This window comes from Variovorax sp. LARHSF232 (genome assembly GCF_052871435.1).
Window position 1 is genome coordinate 216,268 of the sequence record NZ_JBIXJS010000007.1, and the last position, 25,489, is coordinate 241,756.

The window sequence follows — 25,489 nt, forward strand, 5'->3', positions numbered from 1 at the left end:
AGGAGATATTCGTGCTGCTGAGCCTGGTCATCGTCTATTTGCTGTTCACCATCGCGATCGGTCTCTGGGCCGCGCGCAGGGTGAAGAACACGTCCGACTTCGCCATTGCCGGCCGGCATCTGCCGCTGTACATGATCGTCACCACCACCTTCGCGACGTGGTTCGGCTCGGAGACGGTGCTGGGCATTCCGGCCAAGTTCATCGAGGGCGGGCTGGGCAGCGTGGTGGAAGACCCCTTCGGTGCCGGCACCTGCCTGATCCTGGTGGGCCTGTTCTTCGCCGGCAAGCTCTATCGCATGACCCTGCTGACCATCAGCGACTACTACCGCGAGCGCTACGGCCGCGCCGTGGAAGTGGCCTGCTCGCTGATCATCATGCTGAGCTATCTGGGCTGGGTCTCGGCCCAGGTCACGGCCCTCGGCCTGGTGTTCAACGTGCTGTCGGGCGGCGTGGTGAGCATTCCCGTGGGCATGGTCATCGGCGTGGTCTCGATCCTGGCCTACACCCTGTTCGGCGGCATGTGGTCGGTGGCCGTCACCGACTTCATCCAGATGATCATCCTGGTTGTGGGCCTGGCGGTGATTGCCGTGTTCGCCGGCAACATGGCCGGCGGCGCCGACAAGGTGATCGCCTTCGCCGCCAGCAAGGACCTGTTCCGCTTCTGGCCCGAGCCCAACTTCAAGGACATGATCTTCTTCCTGGCGGCGGCGGTCACGATGATGCTGGGCTCCATTCCGCAGCAGGACGTGTTCCAGCGCGTGATGTCGGCCGACAGCGTCAAGTCCTCGACCCGCGGGCCGGTGATCGGCGGCGTGGCCTACATCCTGTTCGCTTCCGTGCCGATGTTCCTGGTGGCCAGTGCCTTGCTCATCATGCCGGAGCAGACGGCCGAGCTGCTCAAGGACGACCCCCAGCGCGTGCTGCCCACCCTGGTGCTGGAGAAGATGCCCTTCGTGATGCAGGTGCTGTTCTTCGGCGCGCTGCTGTCGGCCATCAAGTCGACCGCATCGGCCACCTTGCTGGCACCCAGCGTGACCTTCACCGAGAACATCTGGCGCCAGTTCCGCCCGGCCGGCTCCGACAAGTCGAACCTGCGCACCATGCGCATCACGGTGCTGGTGTTCAGTGCGGCGGTGCTGGCCTACGCCATCCGCATGCAGGGCACGCCGATCTACGAACTGGTGTCCGGCGCCTACCAGGTGCCGCTCGTGGGCGCCTTCGTGCCACTGGTGTTCGGCCTTTATTGGCAGCGCGCCACCACCCAGGGCGCCATCGCCGCCATCGTGCTGGGCATCGGCACCTGGGTCGCCGGGCTGGCCATGCCCTGGGGCGAGGCCTTCCCGGCGCAGCTGGCCGGATTGCTGGCCTCCATGGTCGGCATGGTGGGGGGCTCGCTGGCCCCGCAGTGGGTGGTCAACGTGCGCACCGCCCACCGCCCCATCGCCGCCAGCTAGAGGCTGTCCGCCCAAGAGCAGGGCGGACAGGGGAGGCCGCCCTTATAATTGAAGGCTTTGCTGGCCTTTCTCGCCAGCGCCTTCTTGCCCCCAATTCCATGCCTATCTACGCCTACAAGTGCAGCGCCTGTGGCCACGCCAAGGACGTGCTGCAGAAAATGTCCGATGCGCCCCTGAGCGTTTGCCCGGCGTGCGGCGCCGCCGCGTTCAGCAAGCAGCTGACGGCGGCCGGCTTCCAGTTGAAGGGTTCGGGCTGGTACGTCACCGATTTCCGCGACGGTGGCGGCAGCAAGGCCAGCAGCGACAGCAAGAGTGCTCCGACCTCCGCCGACGCGCCTGCGGCCTCCGCCGCCGGCGCCGCCGCGCCGGCTCCGGCGCCAGCTCCGGCTGCTGCGCCTGCCGCTCCCCCGGCGCCTGCCGCGGCCAGCTGAGAAGGAAATGCACGGCACCATGCTCGCGCTGCGCAAATGGCTGTTCTCCGGCCTGCTGGTCATCGTGCCCCTGGCGATCACGCTGTGGGTGCTCGACTGGATCATCGGCACGCTGGACCAGACCCTTTGGCTGCTGCCTTCGCAGTGGCAACTGTGGCTGGTTCAACATCGCGTGCGCGGCCTGGGCGTGCTGTTCACGCTGGCGATCCTGCTGATCGTGGGTGCCGTCGCCAGCAATTTCATCGGCAAGCGCCTCCTGGGCTGGGGCGACGCGGTGGTGCGGCGCATCCCGGTCGTGCGCTCCATCTATTCCAGCGTCAAGCAGGTTTCCGACACCCTTTTCTCCGAGAGCGGCAACGCCTTTCGCACGGCGGTGCTGGTCGAATGGCCGCGCCCCGGCGCCTGGACCATCGCCTTCGTCACCGGCACGCCGGGTGGCGACGTGCTCAACTACCTGCACGATGACTACCTGGGCGTCTACGTGCCGACCACGCCGAACCCCACCGGCGGCTATTTCGTGATGCTCAAGCGCAGCGACTGCATCGAACTCAAGATGAGCGTCGACGAGGCGCTCAAGTACATCGTGTCGATGGGGGTGGTCGTGCCAGGCGGCCCCGCCTCGATCGCCACCGCTTAACCGACAGAACATCAGATAGAGGAGTAGGCGCCGCACAAAGGCGCCGGCAATCAGCCATGGCCATGCGTTCACACTACTGCGGTCTCGTGACCGATGCCCTGCTGGGCCAAACCGTCACCCTGTGCGGCTGGGTCAACCGCCGGCGCGATCACGGCGGCGTCATCTTCATCGACCTGCGCGACCGCGAAGGCTACGTGCAGGTGGTGTGCGACCCGGATCGCGCCGCCACCTTCGCCGCGGCCGAAAGCCTGCGCAACGAGTTCTGCATCCAGATCACCGGCCTGGTGCGCGCGCGCCCCGAAGGCACGGTCAACGAGCAGCTCAAGAGCGGCAAGATCGAAGTGCTGTGCCACGAGCTGAAGGTGCTCAACCCCTCGGTCACGCCGCCCTTCCTGCTGGACGACGACAACCTGAGCGAAACCACCCGCCTCACGCACCGCGTGCTGGACCTGCGCCGCCCGGTGATGCAGCGCAACCTGATGACGCGCTACAAGGTGACGATGGAAGTGCGCAAGTTCCTCGATGCCAACGGCTTTGTCGACATCGAGACGCCCATGCTGGGCAAGTCCACGCCCGAAGGCGCGCGCGACTACCTGGTGCCCAGCCGGGTGCACGACGGCAGCTTCTTCGCGCTGCCGCAGTCGCCGCAGCTGTTCAAGCAACTCTTGATGGTCTCAGGCTTCGATCGCTACTACCAGATCGTCAAGTGCTTCCGCGACGAGGACCTGCGCGCCGACCGCCAGCCCGAATTCACCCAGATCGATATCGAGACCTCCTTCCTGGCCGAGGAAGAGATCCGCGAGATGTTCGAAGGCATGATCCGCAAGGTGTTCCGCGCCGCGGCGGACATCGAGCTGCCGGAGTTCCCGACCATGACCTATGGCGACGCCATGTTCAAGTACGGCTCGGACAAGCCGGACCTGCGCGTCAAGCTCGAGTTCACCGAGCTCACCGAAGTCATGCGCAATGTCGAATTCAAGGTGTTTGCCGGCGCGGCCAACATGCAGGGCGGCCGTGTGGTGGCCCTGCGCGTGCCCGGTGGCGGCGCAGCCGAGGGCGGCATGCCGCGCAGCGAGATCGATGCCTATACCGAGTTCGTCAAGATCTACGGCGCCAAGGGCCTGGCCTACATCAAGGTGAACGACGTGACGGCCGGCCGCGAAGGCCTGCAAAGCCCGATCGTGAAGAACCTGGACGACGCTGCGCTGGCCGAGATCATGGCCCGCACCGGCGCGCGCAACGGCGACATCCTGTTCTTCGGCGCCGACAAGGCCAAGGTGGTCAACGATGCCATCGGCGCGCTGCGCGTGAAGATCGGCCACAGCGCCTTCGGCAAGAAGAACAGCCTGGTCGACGACCGCTGGGCGCCGCTGTGGGTGGTCGACTTCCCGATGTTCGAATACGACGAGGAAGGCCAGCGCTGGTCGGCCGTGCACCATCCCTTCACCGCGCCCAAGGATGGCCATGAAGACCTGATGGACACGGCCCCCGAGAAGTGCATCGCCAAGGCCTACGACATGGTGCTCAACGGCATCGAGATGGGCGGCGGTTCGGTGCGTATCCACCGCGAGGAAGTGCAGAGCAAAGTGTTCCGCGCCCTGAAGATCAACGCCGAAGACGCGCAGGCCAAGTTCGGCTTCCTGCTGGACGCGCTGCAGTACGGAGCGCCGCCGCACGGTGGCATTGCCATCGGCCTGGACCGCCTGGTCATGCTGATGACCGGCGCCGAGTCGATCCGCGACGTGATCGCCTTCCCCAAGACCCAGCGCGCACAGGACCTGCTCACCCAGGCGCCCAGCCCGGTCGACGAGAAGCAGCTGCGCGAGCTGCACATCCGCCTGCGCAATACGAGCGCCACGGCGGCCTGAGGATCTGTCCTTGTACTAGATCGCGGCCCTCATCCCATGCGGATGGGGGCCGCGCTGCCATGGAAGCCGCAAAGCCCCACAAGATCCCCGAGTCGGTGCTGGTCGTGATCCACACGCCGGCGCTGGACGTGCTGCTGATCCGCCGCGCCGATGCCCAGGACTTCTGGCAATCGGTCACCGGCAGCAAGGACACGCCGGATGAGCCGCTGGCGCAAACGGCGGCACGCGAAGTGCACGAGGAGACCGGCATCGACTGCAGGCCCGGAACGCCGCTGGCCGCGAATCTCGCGGACTGGAAACTTGCCAACGTGTACGCCATCTATCCGCAATGGCGTTGGCGCTATGCGCCGGGCGTGCTTCGCAACACGGAGCATCTGTTCGGGTTGTGCGTACCTGAACCCATCCAGCCGGTGCTGGATGCGCGTGAACACGACGCCTGGCAATGGCTGCCTTTCCGGCAGGCCGCCGACGCCTGTTTTTCGCCCTCCAATGCCGAAGCCATCCTTCTACTGCCACAATTTCTGAAATGAGCCCTGAAGGCAATTTGCGCGTCGCCACGTACAACATCCACAAGGGTGTGCAGGGCCTCGGCCTGGCGAGCCGGCTGGAGATCCACAACCTGGGCCACGCGGTCGAGCAGCTCGATGCCGACATCGTCTGCCTGCAGGAAGTGCGCAAGACAAACCGCAAGGCAGCCCAGCGCTTTGCGCGCTGGCCGGAAATGCCGCAGGCCGATTTCCTGGCGCCCGAAGGCTATACCGCGGTCTATGAGACCAATGCCTACACGCGGCATGGCGAGCACGGCAACGCCTTGCTGACCCGCTGGCCGGTGCTCAAGAAGACGCATCGCGACATCTCCGACCATCGCTTCGAGCAGCGCGGCCTCCTGCATGCAGTGATCGACGTGGACGGCGCGCCGCTGCATGCCATCGTCGTGCACCTGGGCCTGATCAAGGGCAGCCGCGTGCGCCAGGTGGCGCAGCTGGGCGACTTCATCGAGCGGGAGATTCCGGCCGGCGAGCGTCTCGTGGTGGCCGGCGACTTCAACGACTGGGGCGCGCGCATGCGCTATGCCATGAACGCCATGGGCCTGCGCGACTCCAGCGACCTGCGCGGCCCGCGCACGCTGACCTACCCTTCGCGCCTGCCGCTGACCCAGCTGGACTTCATCTACGCACGCCACCTCAAGCCGGTGGAATGCTCCGTGCCGCGCGGCCCGGTGTGGTCGCGCATGTCGGACCACCTGCCCCTGGTGACCGACTTTTCGCTACAAGATTGATAGCAACAGAGCAAGTGCTCGCCTACATTCCAGCCTGCAAGGCCGGGAATTCATTCACTGATAGGATGCGCCCATGCTGACCAAGATCGACACCAAGCTGCGCCCCGTGGAAGCGCAGGCCGAGGACGAGGGCACCCCCGTCTCCGTGAAGATCCGCGAGCGCCTGCAGGCCGCGCGAAAGCGTTTCTACGCCAACGACAACATCGCCGAATTCGTCCAGCCGGGCGAGCTCGAGGCCCTGCTCGACGAGGTCGAGGACAAGATGAAGGGCGTGCTGGAAAGCCTGGTCATCGACATCGAGGGCGACCACAACACCGGCAACACTGCGCGCCGCGTGGCCAAGATGTACCTCAACGAGGTGTTCAAGGGCCGCTACGTGCCGCCGCCTTCGCTCACCGAGTTCCCCAATGCCGAGCGGCTGAACGAGTTGATGATCGTCGGCCCGATCACCATCCGCAGCGCCTGTTCGCACCACTTCTGTCCGATCATCGGCAAGCTGTGGATCGGCGTCATGCCCAACGAGCACACCAACGTGATCGGCCTGTCCAAGTACGCGCGGCTGGCCGAGTGGGTGATGGGCCGCCCGCAGATCCAGGAAGAGGCCGTGGTGCAACTGGCCGACCTGATCCAGGAAAAGACCAGCCCCGACGGCCTGGCGCTGGTGGTCGAGGCCGAGCACTTCTGCATGCAGTGGCGTGGCGTCAAGGAAATGGATAGCAAGATGATCAATTCCGTCATGCGCGGCGCCTTCCTCAAGGATGCGTCGCTGCGCCGCGAATTCCTGTCCCTGCTGCCTCGCAAAGGTTGAACATGAGCCCCCACGCTCTTCACTTCGTGTATCGCTGCCCCCCGAGGGGGCGCTCAGTGCCCTTCGGGCGGCCGGGCGGGCACTGACATGCTGGTTCGTCTGCTCTACGCCAGCCGTGCGGTCGATTGCAATCCGCAGGCGATCGAGGCCATCCTGGCCCAGGCGCGTGCCCACAACACCGCCTGCGGCATCACCGGAATTCTTTGCCACGGCGGCGGCGTTTTCCTGCAGGCCATCGAAGGCGGGCGCACCGCGGTGAGCGATCTGTACGGCCATATCCAGAAGGACCCCCGCCACAAGGACGTGGAGCTGCTGCACTTCGAGGAGATCACCGAGCGCCGCTTCGGCGGCTGGACCATGGGCCAGGTGAACCTGACCAAGGTGCATTCATCGATCCTCCTGCGCTATTCGGAGCGGCCCGAGCTCGACCCGTATTCGGTGTCCGGCAAGGTCTCGCTGGCCCTGCTCGAAGAGCTGATGGCCACGGCCTCCATAGTCGGTCGCGCCTAACGCGCAAGAGCCTTTGGGCGCGGCCAGGCCGGTGCTGCTCGGCTGCGATTTCTCCAGCGCGCCAAGCGCGCGCAAGACCATCGTGGTGGCAACCGGATCGCTTTCACCTTCGGGCGCTGCGGTCGAGCTGGATGCGCTGCTTCGATTCAACTCGCTGGACGCCTGGGGTGAGTGGCTGGCGGCGCAGCCGGCCTGGGTCGGCGCCTTCGACTTTCCCTTCGGCCTGCCGCGCGAGTTGGTCGAGCACCTGGGCTGGCCTGGCACCTGGCCCGAGCTGATCGCCCACTATGCGGCGCTGCCGCGTCCCGAAATCCGCCGCATCTTTGCCGCCTTCTGCGCAGCGCGACCGGCCGGCGCCAAGTTCGCACACCGGGCCACCGACGGTCCGGCCGGTTCCAGCCCCTCAATGAAATGGGTCAACCCGCCGGTCGCCTTCATGCTGCATGCCGGGGTGCCGCGGCTGATCGCCGCCGGCGCCTTTTTTCCCGGCCTGCAGTTCCCAATGCCGCAGGCGCCGTCGCGGGTGGCGCTGGAGGGCTATCCCGGTCTGCTGGCGCGCGAGTTGATCGGCCGGCGCAGCTACAAGAGCGACGATGCCGCCCGCCGGACGCCCGAGCGCCGGCGGGTCCGCGCCGAGCTGCTGCAGCAGTTGGAGCACGGTGCCACCCGGCTGGCGCTGTCGCTGATCGTGACGCCGGCGCAGCGCGAAGCCCTGCTGGACGACGCCAGCGGCGATGCGGTCGACGCGCTGCTGTGCCTCTTGCAAGCCGCCTGGGCCTGGCCGCGGCAGGCTTATGGCCTGCCGGCGGACATGGACCGCCTGGAAGGCTGGATTGTCACGGCCTGACGCGCACGCTTGTCCTACAGTGATACGCGGCTTGCGCCAGACATGCGGGCCGGCAGACACTGGCTAGATTGGTCCTATCCAGTAGAAGGAGATTGCCATGAACGAGATCAAAGCTATCCATGCCGCGGCTTCGCGCGGCAGTTGGTGGGCATTCGTCCTCGTGGCTGCAGCGATCGGACTGACGGGTTGCGACCAGGCGGACAACCGCACCGCCGGCGAGAAGGTCGACGCCGCCGTCGCCAAGACCGAGCGTGCCGCGCAGGATGCCAAGGCCAAGACCGAGCAGATGGCCGGCGATGCCAAGGCCAAGGTCGAGTCTTCCGACGCGGCCTCCAGGATGTCGGATGCCGCCAAGAACGCCGGCACCGCCGTCACCGCCGCGGCGGAAGATGCAAGCATCACGGCCGCAGTCAACGCCGGCCTGGCCAAGGATCCGGACCTGAGCGCCGTCAAGATTGACGTCGATACGCAAGGCGGCAAGGTGACCCTGAGCGGTCCGGCACCCAGCCCCACCGCCAAGTCGCGCGCCGAGCAGATCGCCAAGGACGTCAAGGGGGTGAGCTCGGTCGACAACAAGCTCGAAGTGAAGACGATGTAGCGCGTTCATCGGTTCGCGCCCGCCTGAAAGGAAAAGCCCTGGAGACCAGGGCTTTTTTTGCTTTTGGGCTGCTCTTCTCTTGCATCAGTGGCCCAGCCAGTTCTTCAGCTCGTCGGCATGCTCTTCCTCGTCGGTGAGGATCTCCTCCAGGATGCGCCGGGTGGTCGGGTCCTTGTCGCCGATCAGGCCGATCATCTGCCGATAGCTTTCCACCGCGATGCGCTCGGCCACCAGGTTGGCGCGCACCATGGCTTGCAGTTCGGTCGATTCGTCGTAGTCGGCGTGGCTGCGCTCGAGCAGGGTGTCGGGGGAAAAGTCGGGCTCGCCCCCCAGCTGCACGATGCGCTCGGCGATCTTGTCGGCATGCACCGACTCCTCGTTGGCATGCACCAGGAACTCGTCGGCGATGGCGGGCGACTGCACGCCATTGGCGGTGAAGTAGTGGCGCTTGTAGCGCAGGATGCAAACCAGCTCGGTGGCCAGCGCATCGTTGAGCAGCTTCACGATGTCCTCGCGCCAGGGGCCGTAGCCCGGTGTCACGGCGCCTTCGTCGAGGCTTTTGGCGGCCGCATCGATGGCGGCCTGGTCGAGTTGCAGGCGCCGCGTCGACGGCGCAGGGGAATTGCGATTCGTCATGGTGGATCCTTCTTTCGTGCGGAGGGCCGGCGCTGCATCAGGGCGGTGACCACGCCGGCAACGTCGGAGGTCTTGAACAAGGTTGCGGCCACGCCGGTGGCAGTGAGCACACGCCAGGGCTTGGCCAGCACGACCAGTGCGCCGGTCGCGGCGGCCACCGCCACCAGCTTGAGCGGCTGCTCGCGCGCGTAGCGCTCCAGCACCGGCCGCGCCAGCTCGCCGGCGGCATGCAGCGGGTGGCGCTGCCACCAATGGCGCGCCATCCCGCGCGCCACCGGCGCCCAGGCGATGCCGTCCAACAGCGAGGCGCGCGGGCGCTCCGCCGCGCCAGGCGCCGCTTCACCTTGCAGCTGATTGACCAGCGCACGGCGCGAGATCGCCAGCCGCTCCTGCGGGCTGGGGCCGGGTTGCTCATTGGGCATGGGCGTCTCCTGCGATGTGCAGCGCGCGCACGTCGGCCTCGAGCTGTGCGCGGATGTCTTCGAAGCCTTCGAAGTTCGCCGGACGCGAGGCGATATAGCCGCCAACCAGGGCTACCACCACCGCCACCGCGGGCACCGCCACCAGCACCCAGTGGAAGTTGCCGTGCATCACGCCCATCATCACCGCGATGCCGATCAGCCCCAGTGCCATCATCGCGCTGATGACCGCCAGCACGCCGGCAACGATGCGCGACACCAGCCGTCGCCCCGCCTCGCCGGCTTCTTCCCGCACCAGGGCCAGGTAGTTGGCGAGGTGGTCGGCGACGAGCTCGGGGTGCCCGAGCATCGTGGTGTAGATGGGATGGAGCATGGTGCGTGCGTGCGGGCCAGGGCCCGTAAGAGGTGAAAAGCGTCGGCCGCGCGCGAGGGCGCGGCCGCCAGGCAAGAGGCGCTGCCCCTTGCTTTGTGCTCAGTCGTCGTGGCGGCGCGTGGCCAGCACGATCAGGGCCGTGATGGCCGCGCCGGCGGCAGCGGCCAGCAGTACCGAGCGCACGGGTTGGTCGGCGATGTAGCGGCCCGTCACGTCGGCGGCTTCCTCGATGCGACGCTGGGCACGGGCGCTGGTCTTTGTTGCCGAATCCAGGCCGCGCTGCACGGCGTGCTGCACGCGGGCCGCGATCTGCTCCATGGTGGGCTCGGCCTCGCGGCGGATGTCGCGCACCTTTTCGCCGGCGGCGTTCACCGCGTTCTGCGCATAGGCCCGGGAGGTTTCGACTGCGTCGTGGGCGGTCTGGCGGAACTCGTCCGCCAGTTCGGCGGCGGTCTTGGGGGTGCTTGCGTTCATTGCTTTCTTCCCTTTCGATGAAGGTGTGTCAAAAATGCTCGGTGGGTCATCGTAGCCGCGCCGAAGCAAGCTTGCGAGAAAACCCGGCCTCTTGGTGTTTGTCGGCAGGCCGCGATGCCGCCCGCAATGGCGGCATGAGACGACCATAAGAGCAGCCTGGCTGTTCCACTGTCAGCCGCCGGGCGCGGGGGGCGTAGGAAGTGTGCGATACGCGGGTGGCGCGGTCGGCCCCGCGGCCTCGGGCTCGGCCTCGGCAGGCGGGTTGACCGGCAGCACGGCGCGCACCGTGGTGCCTTTGCCGGGCGTCGATGAAATGCTCAGCTTGCCGTGCGCCGCCTCCACCCGGTGGCGCATGCCCGCCAGGCCGTGCGTGGCGGGCTTCATCTTGCGCGTGTCGAAGCCCTGGCCGTTGTCGGCCACCTCCACGTGCACGCGGTTGCCATGGTTCTTGAGCACGATGGTCGCTTCGCTGGCCTTGGCGTACTTGCCGATGTTGGTGAGGCTTTCCTGGACCATGCGGTACACGGTCAACTGGCGACCCTCGTCGAGCTCGACGGGCTCCAGCGCCATGTCGATCTCCAGACCCGAGCGCTCGGCGAATTCGCGGCCCAGGATCTCCAGCGAAGCCACCAGGCCCAGGTTGGCCAGCGAGGAGGGACGCAGGTCCTCGATGATGCGGCGCTTCAGCGCGATGCCGCTGTTGAGCAGTTCCGTCAGGTGCTGCAGCCGATCGATGGCTTCCGGCGAAGCGGCCAGCCTCGACTTGAGCCGCGCAGCATCCAGCTTGGCGGCGGTGAGCAGGGCGCCCAGTTCGTCGTGCAGCTCGCGCGCCAGGAAGCCGCGCTCGTTTTCGCGCACCTCCTGCAGGTGGGTGGCCAGCTCGGCCAGGGTGGCGGTGCGCTCGCGCACTTCGTGTTCCAGCGCGTTGCGTTCGCGCTCCAGCGCCTTCTGCTGGCGCTCGCCGGCCTCGCGCAGCTGGTGCGTCTGGTGCAAGTACAGGAAAAAGGCAAACAGGCCAGCCAACGCCACCAGGCCGATGCCCAGCCGCGCCATGGCCAGCGAACGGGCGATCTGCGCCTGGCCGGCCATCAGCGACTGGTTGCTCAGGGCCAGCAGGCCGGCGGCTTCGGCGCGGATGGCCGCCATTTCCTCGCGGCCCACGTCGGTGGTCAGCACGAACTTCCAGGCGTCGTCGTCACCGGATTCGCGCAGACGCACGCTCATGTCCATTTCGGCCAGCTTGCGCATCACGTGGTCGGTGAGGGTGGCCAGGCGCGCGCTTTCCGCCGGCTTGCCCTCGTAGAGCTTGCGCAAGGCAGCGAACTGGTTGCCGATCTGCTTGACTGCGGCATCGTAGGGCTCGCGGTAGCGCGCCTCGCCGGTCAAAAGGAAGCCGCGCTGGCCGGTCTCGGCATCCACGATGTTCTGCACCAGCGAATTGAGCACCAGGCGCTCGCCCTGGGCTTCGCCGATCTCCACGAGCGCGCGGCTCGACTGGCGATAGCCCGCTTCATTGATGCCCACGAGTACCATTGCGGCCAGCATGGCCAAGCCCAAGCCCAGCGACATTGGGCGAAATGCCAACCAGCGCTGAAGGCGCTGTCCGACAAGCCGCGGAGTCAAACTGTGAATAATCATCATGAAGCGGGGATGGACAGGTAAGCGCGCATCAAAACGCCGCCAGGCGACAAAGGCAACAGATGATCAGGATCGGAATTGTGGACGACCACGCCATCGTGCGCTCCGGTTTGCGCCAGTTTTTCTCGGAGCATGTCGACCTGCGCGTGGTGGGAGAAGCGGCCAGCGGGCGCGAGGCGATCGATCTGGTTCGCAGCACCGAGATGGACGTGCTCGTCATGGACCTGTCCATGCCGGGCCAGAGCGGCATCGACGCACTGGCGATGATCCGTGCCAAGGCGCCCGACGTGGGCATCCTCATCCTCAGCGCCTACCCCGAGGAGCACTACGCGCTGAACCTGATCCGCCAGGGCGCGAGCGGCTACCTGAACAAGGAATGCGATCCGATGGAGATCGTGAATGCCATCCGCACCGTTGCGCTGGGGCGCCGTCACATCACGCCGGCGGTGGCCGACCTGTTGGCGCGCCAATTGGACCGCAAGAGCGACAGTGCACCACACGAGCAGCTTTCGGAACGCGAGTTTCAGGTGTTCCTGAAGCTCGCCAAGGGTGAAACCGCGGGCGACATTGCCAAGGCGTTGTCGCTCTCGGTCAAGACGGTGAGCACCTACCGCACGCGCCTGATGGAGAAGATGAACCTGTCCTCCAACAGCGACCTGACCTACTACGCCCTGAAGAACAAGCTCATTGATTGAAGCGCTGCGCAGGGTCATCACGCCGGGCTGGCCGGCGCGCCCTGGTTGGACAGGAGCGCGCAAAAATCCACCAGTGCATCGATCTCGTTGGATTTGTCGAAGACGGCATCGGCGCCCAGCTGTGCGCAGCGCTTGCGGATATCGGGCGTGGCGTAGTTGCTCAGCACCACGACCTTCTGGCTGCTACGCCGCTGCATGCATTCCTGCAGCACGCCCAGGCCACTGCCCTGCTTGAGAAAGAGATCGACGATGGCCAAGTCCCAATCGTCTGCATGTTCAATGAGCCAGCGGCGTGCATCGACTTCGGTTTCGGAATGACCGATGGCGGCGACTCGAGTCAGTTCCTCCAAGGTTCCGACAAGATTCTCCCGAATCGTGGCGTTGTCTTCGACGATGTATGTCTTGAGCGTGCTTGTCATGTCGAAAGACATCCCCTTCGCGGCCCCACCTGCCATCAGGAGTCTGCAGCAACGAAGGCCTTCGTCTGCCATCGTATCGAGCGCCTTGCGTCCGCGGTGCAAGTTGGCAGGGCGACGCGCTGTAGGACGGCGCCGACACAGCGGCCCCGGGGTGGACGGCCTCTTCAGGCGGGTTTGGCAGTGTGGCCGGGTCGGCTGGCGCAGACCGCGCAGTGCGGATCGCGCGCCACGCGCAGGGTGTCGAAGCTGGCCGAGCGGCCGTCGAACATCAGCAGGCGCCCGGCCAGCGGCTCGCCGATGCCTGCCAGGAGCTTGAGCGCCTCGCCGGCCTGCAGCACGCCGATGGTGCCCACCACCGGCGCAAACACGCCCAGCACGGCGCAGCGTGTTTCCTCGAACTGGGCGTCCGGCGGAAACAGGCAGGCGTAGCAGGGCGAGGCGGCATCGCGGCTGTCGTAGACGCTCAGTTGGCCATCGAAGCGAATGGCGGCGCCGGCCACCAGCGGCCGGCCATGGCGCACGCAGGCGCGGTTCACCGCCTGGCGGGTGGCGAAGTTGTCCGAGCAGTCGATCACCACGTCGGCACGTGGCACCAGTTCTTCGAGCAGTTGCTCGTCGGCGCGCCGCACATGGGCATGCACCTGGATTGTCGGGTTGAGCTCGCCCATGGCCTCGGCGGCCGAGCGCACCTTGGCCTGGCCGACCCGCGCCGCCGTGTGGGCGATCTGGCGCTGCAGGTTGGTGAGGTCGACCTCGTCGTCGTCGACCAGCGTGATCTGCCCGACCCCGGCGCCGGCCAGGTACAGCGCGACGGGCGAGCCCAGCCCGCCGGCACCGATCACCAGGGCGTGGCCGGCCGAGACCTTGGCCTGGCCGTCGATTCCGAACTCTTCCAGGAGGATGTGGCGCGAATAGCGCAGCAGATCGTCGTCGTCCATGCGCTTCGCGGAAAAAGCGGCGAGCCCGGCGCAGCCCGCAGGCTGGCGCCGATCGCGCCTTAGTTTTCCTTCTTTTCTTCCTTGCGCTCGACCTGGGTCTTGCTCACCAGCACCGGCTGGCCCCTGAGTTGGGCCAGGGCCTGCATCAGCGGGAAGTCCTTGTCGGAACCAAATTCGGGCACCTTGCGGTCTTGCGGCGGCTTCAGGGCCTCGGCCTCCAGGCGCTTGCGGGCTTCATCGCGGGCCTTCTCGCGGTCCGGACTCTTGTCTTCCGGACCCTGGCCGCTGGTCAGATGCTTGTCCAGGTCGGCTTCGCGCATGCGCAGGATGGCGTAGGGGCTGCCCTCGGCGGTCTCGTCGACCAGCACGTTCGGCACGATGCCGCGCGCCTGGATCGAGGCGCCGCTGGGGGTGTAGTAGCGCGCCGTGGTGATCTTCAGGCCGGTGTCGGGGCCGAGCGGGCGCACCGTCTGCACCGAGCCCTTGCCGAAGGTCTGGCTGCCCATGACGGTGGCGCGCTTGTGGTCCTGCAGGGCGCCGGCCACGATCTCGCTGGCCGAAGCCGAGCCTTCGTTGACCAGCACCACCAAGGGCACCGACTTCAGGGCGGGCGGCAGGCCGCGCAGCGGGTCGCTGCCGGCGCGGCGCTGGTAATACTCGGGCGAGGCCTTGTAGACCGACTTGCTCTCGGGCAGCTGGCCGTCGGTGGACACCACCGTGACGTTTTCCGGCAGGAAGGCGGCAGACACCGCCACCGCCGCATCCAGCAGGCCGCCCGGGTCGTTGCGCAGGTCGAGCACCAGGCCCTTCATGTTGGGGGAGGCCTTGTAGAGTTCTTCGACCTTCTTGACGAAGTCCTCCACCGTGCGTTCCTGGAATTGCGACAGGCGGATCCAGCCGTAGCCCGAATCCAGCATCTTGCCGCGCACCGACTGCGTGCGAATTTCCTCGCGCGTGATCGTGACCGGGAAGGTGCGGTTCTCGTCCTTGCGGAAGATCGTCAGCATCACCTTGGTGCTGGCCTCGCCGCGCATGCGCTTCACGGCCTCGTTGAGGGTCAGGCCGCGCACCGCCGTGTCATCGATCTTGGTGATCAGGTCATTGGGCTTCAGGCCGGCGCGAAAGGCCGGCGAGCCTTCGATGGGCGACACCACCTTGACCAAGCCGTCTTCCTGTGAGATCTCGATGCCCACGCCGACGAAGCGGCCGGTGGTGCCTTCCTTGAATTCCTTGAAGGACTTCTTGTCGAAGTACTGGGAATGGGGGTCGAGCCCGGCGACCATGCCGGAGATGGCGTCGGAGATGAGCTTTTTCTCGTCCACCGACTCGACATAGTCGCTCTTGACCATGCCGAATACGGCAGCGAGCTGCTGCAGTTCTTCCAGCGGAAGCGGGGCCAGCGAGCCTCGTGCGACGGTTTGCAGCGAGACGGTGGTCAGCGCGCCGGCGAAGGCGCCTGCGGCGACCCAGCCTGTAATCTTGAGTTTCTGGCCCATGGGGGAAGTCCTATCAGCGAACCGAAGCAATATACACAGCTTGGAAGCTAACTTATTGCAACAGTTCCAAGCCTGTGCACGACGTCAGGCTTTTCCCTGGCGAGCGATGGCGGCGGCGGCCTTCTCGGCGGCCTCGGCGTCGCCCAGGTAGTAGTGGCGCAGCGGCTTGAGTTCGCTGTCGAGTTCGTACACCAGCGGGATGCCGTTGGGGATGTTCAGGCCCACGATGTCGGCATCCGAGATGCCGTCCAGGTACTTCACCAGGGCGCGGATCGAATTGCCGTGCGCCGCCACCACCAGCCGGCGGCCGGCGCGGATGGCCGGCGCCATCGATTCGTTCCAGAAGGGCAGCACCCGGGCCACCGTGTCCTTGAGGCATTCGGTGAGCGGGATCTGCTCGGGCGAGAGCTTGCCGTAGCGCAGGTCGGCGCGTTCGCTGCGCGGATCTCCGGGCTCGAGCGCCGGCGGCGGCGTGTCGTAGCTGCGGCGCCAGACCAGCACTTGGTCGTCGCCGTACTTCTTGGCGGTTTCGGCCTTGTTCAGGCCCTGCAGGGCGCCGTAGTGGCGCTCGTTCAGGCGCCACGAATGCACCACCGGCAGCCAGGTGCGGTCCAGCTCGTCCAGGGTGTGCCACAGGGTGCGGGTGGCGCGCTTGAGCACGCTGGTGTAGGCCACATCGAAGTCGTAGCCCTCCGCCTTCAGCAGGCGCCCGGCCTGCTTGGCCTGTTCCACGCCCAGGGGCGTGAGGTCGACGTCGGTCCAACCGGTGAAGCGGTTCTCGAGATTCCAGGTCGATTCGCCGTGGCGAATCAGCACCAGCTTGTACATGTGTGAGGGCCTTTTGGACTGGGTTGGCAGGGCTGCAAAACTCGACATTCTAAAATCCGGGGTTCGTCATCCAAGGACCCCCGTGAAATTCTTCTTCGACTTCGTCATCGCCAACTGGATGCTGTTCCTGATCGTGATCAGTTCCGGCGCCATGCTGCTGGTACCCATGCTGCGAAAGGCCGGCCAGGGCGCTCTGAGCGCCGAAGGCGCTGTGCAACTGATCAACCGCCAGCGTGCGGTGGTGGTCGACATCCGCCCCCCGGAGGAATTCGCCGCCGGCCATGTGACCGGCGCCCGCAACGTGCCGCTCGATCAGCTCGAGGCCAAGCTGGCCGGCACCGTCAAGAACAAGTCGCTGCCCCTGTTGATCGTCTGCGCCTCCGGCGCCCGCGCCCAGCGCGCCGTGGCGGTGGCCCGCAAGCTGGGCTACGAGCAGGCCCAGGCCCTGGCTGGCGGCCTCAAATCGTGGAAAGACGCCAACCTGCCGCTTGAAAAAGCCTGAAGGGCGCGCCAGATGACCCAGATGCAACCCGTCAAGATGTACACCACCGCGGTCTGCCCCTATTGCATCCGCGCCAAGCAGATCCTCAAGGCCAAGGGCGTCGAGCACATCGAGGAAATCCGCGTCGACGCCGACCCGGTGGCCCGCGCCGCCATGATGGAAACCACGCAGCGCCGCACCGTGCCGCAGATCTTCATCGGCCAGACCCACGTGGGCGGCTGCGACGAGCTGATGGCGCTCGACAGCCGCGGCGGCCTCGTGCCCCTGCTGCAGGGCGCCTGACCGCGGCATCCCGCTGCATCCAGCGGCGATAATCCCGCTTCTACTTCTGGCCCGCTGCGGAGAGCTTCTCCGGCGGGCCTTGTCTTGATACCCGAAAGAATTGCATGGCCGACAACCAAGATCCCGTTTTCCAGATCCAACGCGTCTACCTGAAGGACCTGTCGCTGGAGCAGCCCAACTCGCCGGCCATCCTGCTCGAGCAGGAAGCGCCCACGGTCGACATCCAGCTGGGCGTGGACGCGCAGCCGGTGAACGAGGGCATCTTCGAAGTCACCGTGTCGGCCACCGTGCAGACCAAGATCGGCGACAAGACCGTGTTCCTGGTCGAGGCCAAGCAAGCCGGCATCTTTGAAATCCGCAACCTGCCGCAAGACCAGATGGCGCCGATCCTGGGTATCGCCTGCCCGCAGATCGTCTACCCCTACCTGCGCGGCAACGTGGCCGACGTGATCCAGCGCGGCGGCTTCCCGCCGGTGCACCTGGCCGAGATCAACTTCCAGGCCATGTTCGAGCAGCAGCAGGCGCAGGCCGCCGGCCAGCCGCCCGCTGCCAACGCCCAGTAATCGAATGGCCGCGCGGCTGCGCGGCATGTGGCCCCCGACATGAAGATCTGCGTGCTCGGCGCCGGTGCCTGGGGTACGGCGCTGGCCATCAACGCGGCGCCCCGGCATGAAGTGAGCCTGTGGGCGCGCGATGCGGCCCAACTGGCCGCCTTTCAGGCCCAGCGCGAAAACCGGCGCTATCTGCCAGGCATCGCGCTGCCTCCTTCGCTCCAGCTCGTCGGCGCTGCCGCGGTCGATGCCGCGCGCGCGGCGCAGCTGGTGATCATCGCCACGCCGATGGCGGCGCTGCGCGAGCAACTGCTGGCCCTGCGCGATCTGCGCGTGCCGGTGGCCTGGCTGTGCAAGGGCGTGGAGCCGGCGCAGGGCGGGGGTGCCGGCTACGGCTTGCTGGCGCATGAAATCCAGGCTCAGGTGGCGCCCGATCTGCCCGCCGGCGTGCTCAGCGGCCCCAGCTTTGCGCAGGAAGTGGCACACGGGCAGCCCACCGCCCTGGTGGCCGCCAGCGCGCATGGCGAGGTTCGGCAGGCGCTGGTCGACGCTTTTCACGGGCCTTCGCTGCGCGTCTATGCGAACGACGACATCGTCGGCGTGGAAGTGGGGGGTGCCGTGAAGAACGTGCTGGCCATCGCCACCGGCCTGGCCGATGGCCTGGCGCTGGGGCTCAACGCCCGCGCCGCGCTCATCACACGAGGCTTGGCCGAAATGACGCGGCTGGGCTTGGCGCTGGGCGCGCGAGCCGACACCTTCATGGGCCTGTCCGGCCTTGGCGACCTGGTGCTCACCGCCACCGGCGACCTGTCGCGCAACCGCAAGGTGGGCCTGCTGCTGGCCCAGGGCCGCAGCCTGGCCGAGGCCGTGCAGTCGCTGGGCCACGTCGCCGAGGGCGTCTACTGCGCCCGCACCGTGCTGCAGCGCGCATTGCACCTCGGCGTGGAAATGCCCATTGCGCAAGGCGTGGTGGCATTGCTGGACGGCAGTGCCAAGCCGGCCGAGGTGGTGGCTGCGCTCATGGGGCGGGAGCCAACGGCCGAGCCGGGCTGATCGATCGGCCCCGGGCCGGTCCGGTCCGTGATTTCCTTCTTGAAGGCGCCCGGCGCTTCGGTTAGCGTGGCGCTCCCTCAAGAACAAGGAGCCGTCCATGCGCAGCTACCGGAAAAAATCACTCTGCCTGATCGCGTCCGTGCTCGGCGCCACGTTGCTGGGCGCCTGCGCCATGGGCGGCGGCGGCATGAGCGCAGGCAAGTCGATGAGCTTCTTCGTCACCAGCGCCAATCCCGGCAAGGGCGCGGATTTCGGCGGCCTGGCCGGCGCCGACAAGTATTGTCAGTCGCTGGCCACCGGCGCCGGCGCCGGCAGCCGTACCTGGCGCGCCTACCTAAGCACCACGGCGGCGGGCGGCTCGGCGGCGGTCAATGCGCGTGATCGCATCGGCACCGGGCCCTGGTACAACGCCAAGGGCGAACTGGTTGCCGGCAGCGTCGACGAACTGCACGGCAGCAACAAGCTCACCAAGCAGAGCGCCTTGACCGAAAAGGGCGCAGTGATCAGCGGCCGCGGCGACCCGGTCAACATGCATGACATCCTGACCGGCTCATCGCCGGAAGGCCGCGCGGTGAGCGACCCTGGCAAGGACACCACCTGCGGCAACTGGACAAAAAGCGACGAGGGCTCGGCCATCGTCGGCCATCACGACCGTATGGGCCTCAACGACAGCCCGCCGGCCAAGTCCTGGAATTCCTCGCACGCCAGCCAGGGCTGCAGCCTCGATGCGCTGAAAAAGACAGGCGGCAACGGCCTGCTCTATTGTTTCGCCCAGTAGCTCTGGCAGCGCTCAGGCGGGGGAGTACGCCAGACGCACGTAGATCGGGGCGAAGGCCTCGGCCTGCGTGATCTCGATCAGGCATTCCTTGGCCAGCTCCAGCATGGCGATGAAGGTCACCACCATCACCGCCGAGCCGCGCGTCGGGTCGAACAGGTTCTCGAACTCGACAAAGCGCCGGCCTTGCAGATGGCGCAGCACGATGCTCATGTGCTCGCGCACGGAAAGCTCCTCGCGCGAGATCTTGTGGTGTTGCACCAGCTTGGCCCGCTTGAGGATGTCGGCCCAGGCGTCGCGCAGGTCGACCACGTTCACGTCGGGAAAGCGCGGCTTGAGCGACTGCTCGATGTAGACCTGCGCCTTCCAGAAGTCGCGCCCGAAGGTGGGCAGGGCACCGATGGCGGCCGCCTGCATCTTGGTCTGCTCGTACTCGATCAGCCGGCGCGCCAGCTCGGCGCGCGGGTCTTCCGCCTCTTCGCCCTCGGCCGTCTTCTTGGGCGGCAGGAGCATGCGCGACTTGATCTCGATCAGCATGGCCGCCATCAAGAGGTATTCGGCGGCCAGCTCCAGGTTGGTCTGGCGGATCTCGTCGACGTAGGCCAGGTACTGGCGCGTCAGCCCCGCCATGGGGATGTCGAGGATGTTGAAGTTCTGCTTGCGGATCAGGTAGAGCAGCAGGTCGAGCGGGCCCTCGAAGGCTTCCAGGAAGACCTGCAGCGCCTCGGGCGGGATGTACAGGTCGTTCGGCAGCGCGAACAGTGGCTCGCCATAGAGCCGGGCAAGCGCGACCTGGTCGACGACTTCGGGCATGGCGGCGACGATCGGTTGTCCGTCTTCGTCCTGTGCCGGGGAGGCCACGCCAACCATCGGCCGCTTACTTGGCCTGGGTCTGGTAGACGTAGGGCTGCTGCGGCACCCGCGCCTGGTCGAATTCTTCCAGCGTCTCGCGGTCCAGGTGCTTGTCCCACAGGAGGGCCCGGCCGGCGCGCTGCTCGGCTTCGAGGGTGGGCTTTTTTTGCCGCATTTCCTCGATGAAATTGGTGATTTCGGAGCTGTAGTGGGGGCGACGGAAGAGGGAAAACATGGGTAGGGGACCTTTGACTGCTTCGCCGATTTTACCGGTGCGCGCCGCCGGCGTCGGGGCTGGCGTCGGCGCTGGCGGAAGCCGCCGCCAGATCGTCCGCGAAGCCGGAGCGCTCGATCAGGTCGCGCGGCTGCGGCTGCAGGGACTCGAGCCGCAGCAGGCCGCCCCGCGCCAGCACCGCCTTGTGCAGCTGGCGCAGCGCATCCAGGCCGGTGGTGTCCAGCTGGATCATGTGCATGGCGTCCAGCACCACCGTCATGCCGCGCGGCGCGCGTTCCACCGCCTGGATGGCCGGATCGAGCTTGTTGGCCGCGCCGAAGAAGAAGGCGCCGTACAGCCGGTAGGTGAGCACGGGCGGCTGCAGCGACACCAGCTCGACCCGGAACAGGGTGTTCATGCGCCGGATGAAGAGCGCGCAGGCCAGCACGATGCCGGCCTCCACCGCCACCGTGAGGTCGAACACCACCGTCAGGAAGAAGGTGCCCAGCATCAGCAGGCGATAGTGGTGCGAAAAGCGGCGCAGCATGTAGGGCGCCAACTCGCGCCATTCGCCCATGTTCCAGGCCACAAAGACCAGAATGCCGGCCAGCACCGACAGCGGCACCAGCCGGGCCAGCGGCGCTGCCAGCAGCACGACCACCAGCAGCGTGAGGGCGTGGACGATGCCGGCGATGGGCGAGCTGGCGCCGGCGCGCACGTTGGTGACGGTGCGGGCGATGGTGCCGGTGGCCGGCATGCCGCCGAAGAAGGGCACCACCAGGTTGGCGACGCCTTGCGCCATCAGCTCCTGGTTGGGATCGTGGCGGGGCAGCCCGCTGACCTGGTCCGCCACGCGGGCGCACAAGAGCGATTCGATCGCGCCCAGGAGGGCGATGGTGAGGGTGGGCGTCACCAGCTGCTTGACCGTCTCCCAGCTGAACTCGGGCAGGGCGAAGGCCGGCAGCCCCTGCGGAATGCCGCCGAAGCGGGTGCCGATGGTCTCCACCGGCAGCTCGAGCGCCCAGGCCAGTGCCGTCAGGCTGACCAGGGCAACGATCGGTCCCGGCACACGCGAGGCCATCTGCACCGCCCGCAGCTCGGTCACGCGCGCGAACATCAGGTGCACCGCGTAGCCAAAGCGCGACTTGTCGTGCAGCAGCAGCGGCCAGGCAAAGAGCCCCGCGATGCAGATCGTGCCGAGCCCGAAGGCGTAGGGGTTGAAGCTGCCGATGTGCAGCGCCAGCGTGTGCAGCTGCGAGAACATGTCGGCCGGCATCTTGTCGATCGACAGGCCGAGCCAGTCGCGCAGCTGCGACAAGAGGATCAGCACCGCGATGCCGTTGGTGAAGCCCACCACGATCGATACCGGCACGTAGCGCACCAGCGTGCCCAGCCGGAACATGCCCAGCAGCATGAGGATCAGCCCGGCGCAGGCGGTGGAGATCAGCAGGTTGGCCAGGCCATAGCGCTCCACGATGCCGTAGACGATCACGATGAAGGCGCCCGCCGGCCCGCCGATCTGCACGGCCGAGCCGCCCAGCAGCGAGATCAGGAAGCCGGCGATGATGGCCGTCCAGATGCCCGCCTCGGGCTTCAGGCCCGAGGCGATGGCAAAGGCCATGGCCAGCGGCAGCGCCACGATGCCGACGGTGGCGCCGGCGCCCAGGTCCTTGAGAAAGCGCGCACGGTCATAGCCGTGCAGGGCATCCAGCAGCCGGGGCCGGAACTGAAATTGGAATGACACGAAGCCTCCCGAAGTGAACGAACGGCCGCAAGCGCAGCGGCAAGGCGTGGTTCAGTTCAGATTCGGTGGCGGCCCGCAATGGCGCAGCCGCATGATGAAGCGCCGTCGGCGCGACAGGTGCGGGGCGGGCTGGATGGCCATGCGCCGAGTATGCGCCCGGCGCGCGCCCGCGTGCCGATCGCGCCGTGCGACGGCTACTTTTCGACAGCGCCGCTGTTCGAATCCGGCAACACGGCGTCGGCCGCGGCGCCCACCGCCTTGCCGGTGATCTTGGCCGTGCCGATGGCGGCATCGGCGGCCAGGCCGACGGCGCCCGCGCCCACGCTCACGGCGGTGCTGGCCACGCTGACGGTGGCGCTCGCCACGCTGACGACGGCGCAGCCCGGGAGCACGGCGGCCGCCAAGGCGAGGCCCGACAGCAGGAAGGTGGTGCGAAGAAGGGACATGGGCCCTCAGCGTACCCGCATGCCCGGCGTGGCGCCAGGCCAGGGTTCCAGCACGTGGATGCCGGGGTTGGCCTTTTCGTTGGCATGGCTGGCGGCCAACACCATGCCCTCGGACACGCCGAACTTCATCTTGCGCGGCGCCAGGTTGGCCACCATCACGGTGAGCTTGCCCACCAGCTGTTCGGGCTCATAGCAGGACGCGATGCCGGAGAAGACGTTGCGCGTCTTGCCTTCGCCCACGTCCAGGGTCAGGTGCAAGAGCTTGGTCGAGCCTTCCACCTTCTGGCAGGCCACGATTCTTGCAATGCGCAGGTCGATCTTGGCGAAGTCGTCGATGCTGATGGTGGGCGCGATGCCCTCGCCGCCGGGCAGCAAGTCGCCGGCATCGTCCTCGGAGGCGGCCGGCGCGGGCGCCGGCGCTTCGAACAGGGCGTCGAGCTGTTTGGCATCGACGCGCTGCATCAGGTGCTTGTAGTCGTTGATCGCATGGCCCTTGCCCAGCAGGCGCCGGGCGTCCTGCGATTCCAGCGGTGCGCAGCCAAGGAAGGCTTCCACCTGTTCGGCCAGGGTGGGCAGCACCGGCTTGAGGTAGATCGTGAGCAGACGGAAGGCCTCGATGCAGGCGGTGCACACGTCGTGCAGGCGCGCTTCCTGGCCTTCCTTCTTGGCCAGCTCCCAGGGCTTGTTCTGGTCGACGTACTCGTTGACCTTGTCGGCCAGGCCCATGATCTCGCGCAGCACGCGGGCAAAGTCGCGGCTGTCGTAGAGCCCTTCGATCGATGGCGACTCCGACTGCAAGGTCTTGAGCAAGGCAGCGCCGTCGGACGTGACCTCGCCCAGCTTGCCGCCAAAGCGCTTGGCGATGAAGCCGGCGGCGCGGCTGGCGATGTTGATGTATTTGCCCACCAGGTCGGCGTTGACGCGTGCCATGAAGTCGTCGGGATTGAAGTCGACGTCTTCCACCTTGGCGTTGAGCTTGGCGGCGATGTAGTAGCGCAGCCATTCGGGGTTCATGCCGATGCCGAGGTACTTGAGCGGATCGATGCCGGTGCCGCGGCTCTTGCTCATCTTCTCGCCCGAGACGGTGATGAAGCCGTGCACGTTCACCTGGCTGGGCGTCTTGCGGCCGCTGAACTGCAGCATGGCGGGCCAGAACAGGGTGTGGAAGTAGACGATGTCCTTGCCGATGAAGTGCACCTGCTCCACGGCCGGGTCGGCCACGAACGCGTCGAAGCTTTGCGCGGTGCGCGAAGCCGGGTGCCAGTGGTCCTTGGCCTGCCCCTTGTCAAAGTGGTTCTTCAGGCTGGCCAGGTAGCCCACCGGGGCATCGAGCCAGACGTAGAAGTACTTGCCCGGCGCATCCGGGATCTCGATGCCGAAGTAGGGTGCCTCGCGCGAGATGTCCCAGTCGGCCATGCCGGCTTCGAACCATTCGCTGGCCTTCTTGGCCATCTCCGCCTGCAGCCTCGGCACGCCAGTGCCGTCGGCATTCTTGTCCTGTGTCCAGCCCTTCAGGAAGTCGACCACCTTGGGGTCGGACAGCTTGAAGAAGAAGTGCTCCGAGCTGCGCAGCTCGGGCGTGGCGCCGGTCAGGGTGGAGTAGGGGCTGATCAGCTCGGTGGGCGAATAGACGCTGCTGCACACCTCGCACGAATCGCCGTATTGGTCCTTGGTGTGGCAGACGGGGCATTCGCCCTTGATGTAGCGGTCGGGCAGGAACATGCCCTTGACCGGGTCGTAGAACTGCTCGATGGTGCGGTTGGCGATCATGCCGTCCGCGCGCAGGCGCTTGTAGATGCCCTGCGCCAGCTCGGTGTTCTCCGGGCTGTCGGTCGAATGCCAGTTGTCGAAGCGGATGTGGAAGCCGTCCAGGTATTCCTTGCGGCCGGCCGCGATCTCGCCGACGAACGCCTGCGGTGTCTTGCCGGCCTTTTCGGCCGCGATCATGATCGGCGCGCCGTGCGCGTCATCCGCCCCCACGAAATGCACCATGTGCCCCTGCATGCGCTGGAAGCGCACCCAGATGTCGGCCTGGATGTACTCCATGATGTGGCCGATATGGAACTTGCCATTGGCGTAGGGCAGGGCGGTGGTGACGAAGAGTTTGCGCTGGTTCATCGAGCGGGCGCTTCTGGTGGAGCTTGGGGGAGGGCCGCTGGACGGCCATGGTGCGGCGCCAGCAGGGGACCGGTATTTTAGTTGGCGGGCTATAGTCAACGTCCATGCGGGCCAACTCGTGATCTCCGAACACGAAATCTCCCTTGCGCGCACCACCGACGCGCTGTCCATTGCCGAACTGTCGCGCGATGCCATCGAGTACGGCCTCAGCTGGCGCTGGACCGCGCGCCGCGTGATGCGCTGCATCCACGACGTCGATACCAACGTGGTAGTGATCCGCAGCGGCAGCACCGGCGTGCCGGCCTTTGCCATCATGCAGTACGGCGAGGAAGAGGCGCACATCGCCCTGCTCGCGGTGCGCGCCGTCCGGCGCCGCAGCGGCCTGGGCTCGGCCCTGCTGGCCTGGCTGGAAGCCACGGTGCGCGCGGCGGGCCTCACGGCCATCCGGCTCGAAGTGCGCATCACCAACCTGGCGGGGCTGGCCTTCTACCGCCACCATGGCTTCGAGGAAGTCGGCGTGTCGGTCGGCTACTACGAAGGCGTGGAGGATGCGGTGCGCATGGTCAAGCGGCTGTCGCCTTCCGACGCCGGCTGAGGCGCGCGC

31 protein-coding genes are annotated in these 25,489 nt (G+C 66.9%); 17 read left to right on the top strand and 14 right to left on the bottom strand.

The features are described 5' to 3' along the window. Nucleotides 1-11 precede the first annotated feature (11 nt). The 10 genes from ACIPRI_RS18710 to ACIPRI_RS18755 all read left to right on the top strand — a co-directional run bounded on the left by ACIPRI_RS18710 (nt 12) and on the right by ACIPRI_RS18755 (nt 8,432). The gene (locus ACIPRI_RS18710; RefSeq protein ID WP_446622973.1) at nt 12-1,454 is read left to right on the top strand and encodes a sodium:solute symporter family protein; all 1,443 of its coding nucleotides are present in this window, start codon (nt 12-14) and stop codon (nt 1,452-1,454) included. A gap of 98 nt (nt 1,455-1,552) precedes the next feature. Then, nucleotides 1,553-1,885, top strand: coding sequence for an FmdB family zinc ribbon protein (locus tag ACIPRI_RS18715; protein ID WP_446622974.1), 333 nt, complete (start codon nt 1,553-1,555; stop codon nt 1,883-1,885). Nucleotides 1,886-1,904: 19 nt separating this feature from the next. After that, nucleotides 1,905-2,522 (top strand): DUF502 domain-containing protein, encoded by a 618-nt coding sequence (locus ACIPRI_RS18720; RefSeq protein ID WP_446623057.1) that lies wholly within the window; start codon nt 1,905-1,907, stop codon nt 2,520-2,522. Between the two features lie 56 nt (nt 2,523-2,578). Further along, a complete protein-coding gene (gene aspS, locus ACIPRI_RS18725; RefSeq protein WP_446622975.1) occupies nt 2,579-4,390 on the top strand; it encodes an aspartate--tRNA ligase in 1,812 nt (603 codons plus the stop codon). Between the two features lie 59 nt (nt 4,391-4,449). After that, nucleotides 4,450-4,920 (top strand): dihydroneopterin triphosphate diphosphatase, encoded by a 471-nt coding sequence (gene nudB, locus ACIPRI_RS18730; protein WP_446622976.1) that lies wholly within the window; start codon nt 4,450-4,452, stop codon nt 4,918-4,920. After that, entirely contained in the window at nt 4,917-5,669 is a 753-nt protein-coding gene (locus ACIPRI_RS18735) for an endonuclease/exonuclease/phosphatase family protein (protein WP_446622977.1), read from the top strand. The genes nudB and ACIPRI_RS18735 overlap by 4 nt, the downstream gene beginning before the upstream one ends. A 73-nt stretch (nt 5,670-5,742) precedes the next feature. Continuing rightward, nucleotides 5,743-6,477: a GTP cyclohydrolase I gene (gene folE, locus ACIPRI_RS18740; RefSeq protein WP_446622978.1), complete on the top strand. Its 735-nt coding sequence runs from the start codon at nt 5,743-5,745 to the stop codon at nt 6,475-6,477. A gap of 87 nt (nt 6,478-6,564) precedes the next feature. After that, on the top strand, nt 6,565-6,987 hold the full coding sequence (locus ACIPRI_RS18745; protein ID WP_446622979.1) for a BLUF domain-containing protein: 423 nt from the start codon (nt 6,565-6,567) through the stop codon (nt 6,985-6,987). Nucleotides 6,988-7,000: 13 nt separating this feature from the next. After that, on the top strand, nt 7,001-7,834 hold the full coding sequence (locus tag ACIPRI_RS18750) for a DUF429 domain-containing protein (RefSeq protein ID WP_446622980.1): 834 nt from the start codon (nt 7,001-7,003) through the stop codon (nt 7,832-7,834). 97 nt (nt 7,835-7,931) lie between these two features. Continuing rightward, on the top strand, nt 7,932-8,432 hold the full coding sequence (locus ACIPRI_RS18755; protein WP_446622981.1) for a BON domain-containing protein: 501 nt from the start codon (nt 7,932-7,934) through the stop codon (nt 8,430-8,432). Between the two features lie 84 nt (nt 8,433-8,516). On the opposite strand, the gene ACIPRI_RS18760 is transcribed toward ACIPRI_RS18755, so the two are convergent. The 5 genes from ACIPRI_RS18760 to ACIPRI_RS18780 all read right to left on the bottom strand — a co-directional run bounded on the left by ACIPRI_RS18760 (nt 8,517) and on the right by ACIPRI_RS18780 (nt 11,903). Further along, a complete protein-coding gene (locus ACIPRI_RS18760; RefSeq protein ID WP_446622982.1) occupies nt 8,517-9,068 on the bottom strand; it encodes a ferritin-like domain-containing protein in 552 nt (183 codons plus the stop codon). Next, nucleotides 9,065-9,490, bottom strand: a complete 426-nt coding sequence (locus ACIPRI_RS18765; RefSeq protein WP_446622983.1) for a hypothetical protein — start codon at nt 9,488-9,490, stop codon at nt 9,065-9,067. The genes ACIPRI_RS18760 and ACIPRI_RS18765 overlap by 4 nt, the downstream gene beginning before the upstream one ends. After that, on the bottom strand, nt 9,480-9,860 hold the full coding sequence (locus tag ACIPRI_RS18770; RefSeq protein ID WP_446622984.1) for a phage holin family protein: 381 nt from the start codon (nt 9,858-9,860) through the stop codon (nt 9,480-9,482). Before ACIPRI_RS18770 ends, ACIPRI_RS18765 begins: the two co-directional genes overlap by 11 nt. A 99-nt stretch (nt 9,861-9,959) precedes the next feature. Further along, nucleotides 9,960-10,334, bottom strand: a complete 375-nt coding sequence (locus ACIPRI_RS18775; RefSeq protein ID WP_446622985.1) for a hypothetical protein — start codon at nt 10,332-10,334, stop codon at nt 9,960-9,962. Nucleotides 10,335-10,505: 171 nt separating this feature from the next. Continuing rightward, nucleotides 10,506-11,903: a CHASE3 domain-containing protein gene (locus ACIPRI_RS18780; RefSeq protein ID WP_446622986.1), complete on the bottom strand. Its 1,398-nt coding sequence runs from the start codon at nt 11,901-11,903 to the stop codon at nt 10,506-10,508. 131 nt (nt 11,904-12,034) lie between these two features. On the opposite strand from ACIPRI_RS18780, the gene ACIPRI_RS18785 reads away from it, so the two are divergent. After that, nucleotides 12,035-12,667: a response regulator gene (locus ACIPRI_RS18785; protein ID WP_446622987.1), complete on the top strand. Its 633-nt coding sequence runs from the start codon at nt 12,035-12,037 to the stop codon at nt 12,665-12,667. 17 nt (nt 12,668-12,684) lie between these two features. Here the strand turns inward: ACIPRI_RS18785 and ACIPRI_RS18790 are convergent, their stop codons facing one another. The 4 genes from ACIPRI_RS18790 to gpmA form a co-directional block, all read right to left on the bottom strand. Continuing rightward, the gene (locus ACIPRI_RS18790; RefSeq protein WP_446623058.1) at nt 12,685-13,086 is read right to left on the bottom strand and encodes a response regulator; all 402 of its coding nucleotides are present in this window, start codon (nt 13,084-13,086) and stop codon (nt 12,685-12,687) included. A gap of 164 nt (nt 13,087-13,250) precedes the next feature. Beyond that, complete coding sequence (locus tag ACIPRI_RS18795) at nt 13,251-14,024, bottom strand: HesA/MoeB/ThiF family protein (RefSeq protein WP_446622988.1); 774 nt, start codon at nt 14,022-14,024, stop codon at nt 13,251-13,253. A gap of 59 nt (nt 14,025-14,083) precedes the next feature. Then, nucleotides 14,084-15,520 carry a S41 family peptidase gene (locus tag ACIPRI_RS18800; RefSeq protein WP_446622989.1) on the bottom strand — a complete coding sequence of 479 codons (1,437 nt, stop codon included), beginning with the start codon at nt 15,518-15,520 and terminating at the stop codon, nt 14,084-14,086. Nucleotides 15,521-15,604: 84 nt separating this feature from the next. Beyond that, nucleotides 15,605-16,348 (bottom strand): 2,3-diphosphoglycerate-dependent phosphoglycerate mutase, encoded by a 744-nt coding sequence (gpmA, locus tag ACIPRI_RS18805; RefSeq protein WP_446622990.1) that lies wholly within the window; start codon nt 16,346-16,348, stop codon nt 15,605-15,607. 118 nt (nt 16,349-16,466) lie between these two features. On the opposite strand from gpmA, the gene ACIPRI_RS18810 reads away from it, so the two are divergent. The 5 genes from ACIPRI_RS18810 to ACIPRI_RS18830 all read left to right on the top strand — a co-directional run bounded on the left by ACIPRI_RS18810 (nt 16,467) and on the right by ACIPRI_RS18830 (nt 19,514). Beyond that, nucleotides 16,467-16,850 (top strand): rhodanese-like domain-containing protein, encoded by a 384-nt coding sequence (locus ACIPRI_RS18810; protein WP_446623059.1) that lies wholly within the window; start codon nt 16,467-16,469, stop codon nt 16,848-16,850. 21 nt (nt 16,851-16,871) lie between these two features. Further along, on the top strand, nt 16,872-17,132 hold the full coding sequence (gene grxC / locus ACIPRI_RS18815) for a glutaredoxin 3 (RefSeq protein ID WP_446623060.1): 261 nt from the start codon (nt 16,872-16,874) through the stop codon (nt 17,130-17,132). Nucleotides 17,133-17,236: 104 nt separating this feature from the next. Next, a complete protein-coding gene (gene secB / locus ACIPRI_RS18820; protein ID WP_446622991.1) occupies nt 17,237-17,695 on the top strand; it encodes a protein-export chaperone SecB in 459 nt (152 codons plus the stop codon). Nucleotides 17,696-17,734: 39 nt separating this feature from the next. Next, nucleotides 17,735-18,736: an NAD(P)H-dependent glycerol-3-phosphate dehydrogenase gene (locus tag ACIPRI_RS18825; protein WP_446622992.1), complete on the top strand. Its 1,002-nt coding sequence runs from the start codon at nt 17,735-17,737 to the stop codon at nt 18,734-18,736. Between the two features lie 97 nt (nt 18,737-18,833). After that, the gene (locus ACIPRI_RS18830; protein WP_446622993.1) at nt 18,834-19,514 is read left to right on the top strand and encodes a hypothetical protein; all 681 of its coding nucleotides are present in this window, start codon (nt 18,834-18,836) and stop codon (nt 19,512-19,514) included. Nucleotides 19,515-19,526: 12 nt separating this feature from the next. On the opposite strand, the gene ACIPRI_RS18835 is transcribed toward ACIPRI_RS18830, so the two are convergent. The 5 genes from ACIPRI_RS18835 to metG all read right to left on the bottom strand — a co-directional run bounded on the left by ACIPRI_RS18835 (nt 19,527) and on the right by metG (nt 24,885). Continuing rightward, nucleotides 19,527-20,324 carry a segregation and condensation protein A gene (locus ACIPRI_RS18835; protein ID WP_446622994.1) on the bottom strand — a complete coding sequence of 266 codons (798 nt, stop codon included), beginning with the start codon at nt 20,322-20,324 and terminating at the stop codon, nt 19,527-19,529. 64 nt (nt 20,325-20,388) lie between these two features. Then, nucleotides 20,389-20,598, bottom strand: a complete 210-nt coding sequence (locus tag ACIPRI_RS18840; protein WP_446622995.1) for a DUF3460 family protein — start codon at nt 20,596-20,598, stop codon at nt 20,389-20,391. A 31-nt stretch (nt 20,599-20,629) separates the two neighbouring features. Then, entirely contained in the window at nt 20,630-22,321 is a 1,692-nt protein-coding gene (locus ACIPRI_RS18845; protein WP_446622996.1) for a SulP family inorganic anion transporter, read from the bottom strand. 194 nt (nt 22,322-22,515) lie between these two features. Next, a complete protein-coding gene (locus ACIPRI_RS18850; RefSeq protein ID WP_446622997.1) occupies nt 22,516-22,767 on the bottom strand; it encodes a hypothetical protein in 252 nt (83 codons plus the stop codon). Nucleotides 22,768-22,773: 6 nt separating this feature from the next. Further along, nucleotides 22,774-24,885 carry a methionine--tRNA ligase gene (gene metG, locus ACIPRI_RS18855; protein WP_446622998.1) on the bottom strand — a complete coding sequence of 704 codons (2,112 nt, stop codon included), beginning with the start codon at nt 24,883-24,885 and terminating at the stop codon, nt 22,774-22,776. 118 nt (nt 24,886-25,003) lie between these two features. Here metG and ACIPRI_RS18860 point away from each other — a divergent pair, with 118 nt between their 5' ends. Further along, on the top strand, nt 25,004-25,480 hold the full coding sequence (locus ACIPRI_RS18860) for a GNAT family N-acetyltransferase (RefSeq protein ID WP_446622999.1): 477 nt from the start codon (nt 25,004-25,006) through the stop codon (nt 25,478-25,480). The last annotated feature ends 9 nt before the right edge of the window (nt 25,481-25,489 follow it).

What these genes read in the sequence shown, in the direction of transcription:
- ACIPRI_RS18715 (WP_446622974.1), top strand. Translation starts at nt 1,553, where the DNA reads ATGCCTATCTACGCCTACAAGTGCAGCGCCTGTGGCCACGCCAAGGAC.
- ACIPRI_RS18720 (WP_446623057.1), top strand. Translation starts at nt 1,905, where the DNA reads ATGCTCGCGCTGCGCAAATGGCTGTTCTCCGGCCTGCTGGTCATCGTG.
- aspS (WP_446622975.1), top strand. Translation starts at nt 2,579, where the DNA reads ATGGCCATGCGTTCACACTACTGCGGTCTCGTGACCGATGCCCTGCTG.
- nudB (WP_446622976.1), top strand. Translation starts at nt 4,450, where the DNA reads ATGGAAGCCGCAAAGCCCCACAAGATCCCCGAGTCGGTGCTGGTCGTG.
- ACIPRI_RS18735 (WP_446622977.1), top strand. Translation starts at nt 4,917, where the DNA reads ATGAGCCCTGAAGGCAATTTGCGCGTCGCCACGTACAACATCCACAAG.
- folE (WP_446622978.1), top strand. Translation starts at nt 5,743, where the DNA reads ATGCTGACCAAGATCGACACCAAGCTGCGCCCCGTGGAAGCGCAGGCC.
- ACIPRI_RS18745 (WP_446622979.1), top strand. Translation starts at nt 6,565, where the DNA reads ATGCTGGTTCGTCTGCTCTACGCCAGCCGTGCGGTCGATTGCAATCCG.
- ACIPRI_RS18755 (WP_446622981.1), top strand. Translation starts at nt 7,932, where the DNA reads ATGAACGAGATCAAAGCTATCCATGCCGCGGCTTCGCGCGGCAGTTGG.
- ACIPRI_RS18760 (WP_446622982.1), bottom strand. Translation starts at nt 9,068, where the DNA reads ATGACGAATCGCAATTCCCCTGCGCCGTCGACGCGGCGCCTGCAACTC.
- ACIPRI_RS18765 (WP_446622983.1), bottom strand. Translation starts at nt 9,490, where the DNA reads ATGCCCAATGAGCAACCCGGCCCCAGCCCGCAGGAGCGGCTGGCGATC.
- ACIPRI_RS18770 (WP_446622984.1), bottom strand. Translation starts at nt 9,860, where the DNA reads ATGCTCCATCCCATCTACACCACGATGCTCGGGCACCCCGAGCTCGTC.
- ACIPRI_RS18775 (WP_446622985.1), bottom strand. Translation starts at nt 10,334, where the DNA reads ATGAACGCAAGCACCCCCAAGACCGCCGCCGAACTGGCGGACGAGTTC.
- ACIPRI_RS18780 (WP_446622986.1), bottom strand. Translation starts at nt 11,903, where the DNA reads ATGTCGCTGGGCTTGGGCTTGGCCATGCTGGCCGCAATGGTACTCGTG.
- ACIPRI_RS18785 (WP_446622987.1), top strand. Translation starts at nt 12,035, where the DNA reads ATGATCAGGATCGGAATTGTGGACGACCACGCCATCGTGCGCTCCGGT.
- ACIPRI_RS18790 (WP_446623058.1), bottom strand. Translation starts at nt 13,086, where the DNA reads ATGACAAGCACGCTCAAGACATACATCGTCGAAGACAACGCCACGATT.
- ACIPRI_RS18795 (WP_446622988.1), bottom strand. Translation starts at nt 14,024, where the DNA reads ATGGACGACGACGATCTGCTGCGCTATTCGCGCCACATCCTCCTGGAA.
- ACIPRI_RS18800 (WP_446622989.1), bottom strand. Translation starts at nt 15,520, where the DNA reads ATGGGCCAGAAACTCAAGATTACAGGCTGGGTCGCCGCAGGCGCCTTC.
- gpmA (WP_446622990.1), bottom strand. Translation starts at nt 16,348, where the DNA reads ATGTACAAGCTGGTGCTGATTCGCCACGGCGAATCGACCTGGAATCTC.
- ACIPRI_RS18810 (WP_446623059.1), top strand. Translation starts at nt 16,467, where the DNA reads ATGCTGTTCCTGATCGTGATCAGTTCCGGCGCCATGCTGCTGGTACCC.
- grxC (WP_446623060.1), top strand. Translation starts at nt 16,872, where the DNA reads ATGCAACCCGTCAAGATGTACACCACCGCGGTCTGCCCCTATTGCATC.
- secB (WP_446622991.1), top strand. Translation starts at nt 17,237, where the DNA reads ATGGCCGACAACCAAGATCCCGTTTTCCAGATCCAACGCGTCTACCTG.
- ACIPRI_RS18825 (WP_446622992.1), top strand. Translation starts at nt 17,735, where the DNA reads ATGAAGATCTGCGTGCTCGGCGCCGGTGCCTGGGGTACGGCGCTGGCC.
- ACIPRI_RS18830 (WP_446622993.1), top strand. Translation starts at nt 18,834, where the DNA reads ATGCGCAGCTACCGGAAAAAATCACTCTGCCTGATCGCGTCCGTGCTC.
- ACIPRI_RS18835 (WP_446622994.1), bottom strand. Translation starts at nt 20,324, where the DNA reads ATGCCCGAAGTCGTCGACCAGGTCGCGCTTGCCCGGCTCTATGGCGAG.
- ACIPRI_RS18840 (WP_446622995.1), bottom strand. Translation starts at nt 20,598, where the DNA reads ATGTTTTCCCTCTTCCGTCGCCCCCACTACAGCTCCGAAATCACCAAT.
- ACIPRI_RS18850 (WP_446622997.1), bottom strand. Translation starts at nt 22,767, where the DNA reads ATGTCCCTTCTTCGCACCACCTTCCTGCTGTCGGGCCTCGCCTTGGCG.
- metG (WP_446622998.1), bottom strand. Translation starts at nt 24,885, where the DNA reads ATGAACCAGCGCAAACTCTTCGTCACCACCGCCCTGCCCTACGCCAAT.